General features: G+C 44.3%; 6 protein-coding genes. 4 read left to right on the top strand and 2 right to left on the bottom strand.

The annotated features are described in order from the left end of the window. Window positions 1–5 precede the first annotated feature (5 nt). Together IM322_RS17775 and folD are read right to left on the bottom strand one after the other, a co-directional pair. The gene (locus tag IM322_RS17775; protein ID WP_287672072.1) at window positions 6–236 is read right to left on the bottom strand and encodes a hypothetical protein; all 231 of its coding nucleotides are present in this window, start codon (window positions 234–236) and stop codon (window positions 6–8) included. 41 nt (window positions 237–277) lie between these two features. Continuing rightward, entirely contained in the window at window positions 278–1,135 is an 858-nt protein-coding gene (gene folD, locus IM322_RS17780) for a bifunctional methylenetetrahydrofolate dehydrogenase/methenyltetrahydrofolate cyclohydrolase FolD (RefSeq protein WP_286824119.1), read from the bottom strand. 89 nt (window positions 1,136–1,224) lie between these two features. On the opposite strand from folD, the gene IM322_RS17785 reads away from it, so the two are divergent. The 4 genes from IM322_RS17785 to ctpB all read left to right on the top strand — a co-directional run bounded on the left by IM322_RS17785 (window position 1,225) and on the right by ctpB (window position 4,309). Next, window positions 1,225–1,935: an OB-fold nucleic acid binding domain protein gene (locus tag IM322_RS17785; RefSeq protein ID WP_287672069.1), complete on the top strand. Its 711-nt coding sequence runs from the start codon at window positions 1,225–1,227 to the stop codon at window positions 1,933–1,935. 60 nt (window positions 1,936–1,995) lie between these two features. Beyond that, window positions 1,996–2,355, top strand: coding sequence for a four helix bundle protein (locus IM322_RS17790; RefSeq protein ID WP_271974629.1), 360 nt, complete (start codon window positions 1,996–1,998; stop codon window positions 2,353–2,355). Window positions 2,356–2,421: 66 nt separating this feature from the next. Then, a complete protein-coding gene (locus IM322_RS17795) occupies window positions 2,422–2,841 on the top strand; it encodes an NUDIX hydrolase (protein WP_286824121.1) in 420 nt (139 codons plus the stop codon). Window positions 2,842–2,983: 142 nt separating this feature from the next. Further along, window positions 2,984–4,309, top strand: a complete 1,326-nt coding sequence (gene ctpB, locus IM322_RS17800; RefSeq protein ID WP_353737528.1) for a carboxyl-terminal processing protease CtpB — start codon at window positions 2,984–2,986, stop codon at window positions 4,307–4,309. The last annotated feature ends 137 nt before the right edge of the window (window positions 4,310–4,446 follow it).

Below are 4,446 nucleotides of genomic sequence, written 5' to 3' on the forward strand. Positions count from 1 at the left end.
AAAGATTAGTTATTGTGACTAACTCTTTTGGTTAGAGAAAGATAAACTTGAGAATCTTCAGTCAAATTTATTGACTCAAAATCCGCTGTACTTAATTTAAATGAATCAACCCTAGGGGTTTGGGGGGTAGAACCCCCCAAAAGCTTGGATTGAGTAATAAAATCAAAAGTAAAGCCCAATTTTAAAAGAGAGTTTCCCCGTAAAAATCCCCACTTGCTAGATTGACAAAATTGTATCGGTAGAATCACTGAATAGCTGATAGCTGGTAGCTGCGGATTTATAACTTGCGTTCGTAACTTAACAAGGTATTTTTTAATAACATTGCCACCGTCATCGGACCGACACCACCCGGTACAGGAGTAAGATAACTAGCCACTTCTAAAACCCCAGCATAGTCCACATCGCCCACCAAACGGTCAGCGACGCGATTAATCCCCACATCCACCACCACTGCACCGGGTTTTACCATCTCTTTAGTGATTAAATTGGCTTTACCGACAGCAGGTACTAAAATATCGGCACTTCTGGTTATTTCTGCCAGATTTTCTGTGCGCGAGTGAGCAATAGTTACCGTAGCGTTTTCCTCCAATAACATTAAAGCTAAAGGTTTCCCCACTAGAATACTGCGACCCAGCACCACCGCGTGCTTACCGGCTATGGGAATATTATATTCTTTCAGCAGTGCCATGACCCCCGCAGGAGTACAACTGCGGATACAGTCCTCACCCCGCACTAAACCGCCTAAATTGAGAGGATGTAAGCCATCAGCATCTTTTTTCGGGTCAATTTGGTAGAGAAGGGAAACCGCATCTAAATGCTTAGGTAAGGGTAATTGAATTAAAATCCCGTCCACCCGCTCATCTTGATTGAGACGGACAATTTCCGCTAAAATTTCTAGTTCACTTGTATCGGTGGGAAAATGACGACCAAAAGAGGCCATGCCGATTTTAGTACAAGCTTTCTCCTTATTGCGGACATAAACGGCACTAGCGGGATTATCCCCCACCATCAACACCGCTAACCCCGGAGGTCGTCCCATTTGAGATTTTAGCCTCTGGATGCGCTCTCCTAGACCAAGTTGGATTTTTTGAGCTAAGGCTTTCCCGTCGAGAATTTGGCAAGTAGTTACGGACATTCTATGATAATACCGAGAACAAAAATCTTTCGGATCTATTCTATGGTCAAAAAGATTGGCTAATCGCACTCGTTAAGGTTAAAGCAAGAATGTCTATCCAGACTCGTATAGCGGGCATCGGCAGTTTATTATTATTGCTAGGGTTATTCGGTTGTAGTACCCTTGCTGACCTCGGTATTGCCGTTCCCTACATCGGTGATCCTCCCCTAACAGCGATCGAGCAATTACAGGAAAAACCAAAAGGCACTTTAGTTTATCTTAGGGGAACCGTGAGCAATTATGCCCCTTTTTTAACTGGAGGAGCCTATCTTTTGCAGGATGGTTCCGGCAAGATTTGGATTCGCACCAATAGCAATAAATTACCCCGTCAAGGCGAAGAAATCGTCATTAAGGGCAAAATTGACTTTGAGGCTATTCCCCAGGGTTCCCAAAGCGTTAACGAATTGTATGTGCTGGAATTAGAACAGATGGATGGAGTAGCAGTTAATTCGGTTCCCACTCCTTCCCCGTCCCCAGAAATTAAACCTTCCCCCACCTCAGAAGTTAAACCCCCAGAAAATAATTCTCCCCCAGTCTCCACTAAACCCCTGGAAAATCCCCGACAGGTGACAATTCCGGGCGCTGCTGAAACAAAACCCCCAGAAACTCCCGTCGTTACCCCCGTTAAACCCAATCCACCCGTGCAACCCGTCGCAGAAGCGATTCCCCCCAAACCCCCCGCAGTGGTTAAACCCGTCCGGGACCCCCTCGATGCTTTCTTTTTACCCCATAAACAAAGGGAGAAAAACAGTAAACAGTAATCAGTAATCAGTAATCAGTAATCAGTAATCAGTAAACAGTAATCAGTAATCAGTAAACAGATGGAGAGTAAAGTTTATGACAAAGCTTATAAATTTGCCATTAGGATTGTTAAAGGCTATAAATATTTGTGTGAAACTAAACAAGAATATATTTTGTCAAAACAGCTATTAAGGAGTGGCACTTCAATCGGGGCTAACATTGCCGAGGCTAATGGAGCTATTTCTAAAGCTGATTTTCGAGCTAAAATGTCAATAGCTTATAAGGAGTGTCTAGAAACAAAGTATTGGCTGTCTCTATTGAAAGACACGAATTACATAGAGGAAAGAGCCTTTCAAAGTATCAATGATGACGCAGAGGAAATTGGTAAAATGCTTTGGGCTATTCTAAAAACCTGCCAAGAAAATACCAAAACCCGATAACCGATAACTGATAACTGATAACTGATAACTGATAACTGATAACTGATAACTGATAACTGATAACTGATGATATTCGTTGCTTTGGCGATTTTAGAACAGGACGGTCGATTTTTAATGCAGTTGCGCGACGACATCCCGACGATTCTCTATCCGGGGGTGTGGGGTTTATTTGGTGGTCACTTAGAAGCGGGTGAAAATCCAGAAATAGGGTTAAAACGAGAGTTAAAAGAAGAAATTAACTACGAAGCCCCTAGTTTAGGCTATTTTCGCTCTTATAACGATGATAATCTCTCCCGTTATCTTTATCATGTACCCCTGACCGTGGAATTAGAAAAATTAGTGCAAACGGAAGGGCAAGATTTGGCATTATTACCCCCGGCTGCCATCCTTCAAGGGGAATACTATTCCGAGAAGATTAATCAGACTCGTCCTTTAGGAAAAATTCATCGACAGATATTACTCGATTTTATAGAAGTAGAATTATAGTGGATATTAGAGCCAGACAAGGAACTCCCTAATCTCTAGGGAAGTCGTAGTTAACACTGCTCCTCACCTCCCTCGAAGGCAAAATGCTCCCGCTTTTTGAATGGCTTTATTGAAACGTCAATCTTATTTTGGCTTTGTCTTTATGAACCAGTCGCGTCCCTCGTTCGTTTCCGTGCAGAAACTCCTATCTGGAGGTGCGATCGCTACCCTAGCAGTTAGTTCCCTGATGGTCCTTACCCCCGCAGCCAAAGGGGAAAAACCCTTAGAAGATAACCCGAAAGCAGTCATCGACCAGGTTTGGCAAATTGTTAATAATGAATTTGTAGATCGTAGTTTTCATCAAATTGATTGGCAAAAAAAACGTCAAGAATTGTTAAGCAGAAATTATACTCATCCCCAACAAGCTTACACGGCAATTCGGGAAGCTTTAAAGGATTTGGGCGATACTTATACCCGTTTTTTAACTCCTAGTGAATTTTCTGTCCTCACCAGTCAAACTTCCGGAGAATTATCGGGAATTGGGGTACGTTTAGCCCTCGATAAACGCACTAGCGATCTGGTCGTTGTCGATACGGTGAAAAAATCCCCCGCCAAGGAAGCGGGAATTAAAACAGGCGATCGCCTGATCAGAATTAATGGCAAACCCACCGCTTTAATGACCTTAGAACAAGCAATGGAAGCCCTACAGGGAGAAGTGGGTACTAGCGTTAGTTTACAGCTTGCCCGTCCCGATCAAGGGGTATTTGAAGTGACTTTGACCCGGGTAGATATCGAAATCCCCTCGGTTAGCTATACCCTGAAACAGGAAGGTGGGGTGAAAGTTGGTTATATTAAACTGGATGAATTTAGTTCCCACGCAGCCGAACAAATGAAACAGGCGATCGAGGAATTAAGTCAACAACAGATATCCGGCTATGTTCTCGATCTGCGGGGCAACCCCGGCGGGTTACTATTTGCTAGTGTCGATATAGCTCGCATGTGGATGAAACAGGGCAAAATCGTTAGCACCATCGATCGACGAGGCGGTGATCGTCAATTTACTGCCAATAACACCGCTATTACCGATTTACCCCTAGTAGTCTTGGTTAATAAAGGTTCAGCGAGTGCCAGCGAAATCCTCGCTGGGGCGCTGAAAGAAAATGGCCGGGCGACTTTAGTGGGTACATCGACCTATGGCAAGAGTACCGTCCAATCGGTACACACCCTCTCCGATGGTTCCGGTTTAGCGGTGACAATTGCCCGTTATTATCCCCCCAACGGCGAAAATATCTACAAAAAAGGCATTAAACCCGATGTGCAGATCGAGTTAACCCAGGAACAACAGCTGCGCTTCCGCGATGATCCTTCTTTATTGGGAACTAAGGATGATCCCCAGTATCAACACGCGATCTCGCTGTTACAATCCCATAGTGTTAAACGTCCTGGCACTGGCAATCTCAATAACCCTTTGAGTAGTCGCGCTGATTGACATCCTCGCCGCCGTAAAACGGACGGCGATTCCTCACCACGCCACCTTTTTAGAATGGTCGCGTCAATGGGGTTGACGCTTCACGGGATGCTGCTTCTTTAACAGAAGTCTTACGCTTTCCGACCCGTCCATTTTGA

Origin of the sequence: Microcystis sp. M109S1, assembly GCF_020247025.1 — a bacterium.
Lineage (GTDB): Bacteria > Cyanobacteriota > Cyanobacteriia > Cyanobacteriales > Microcystaceae > Microcystis.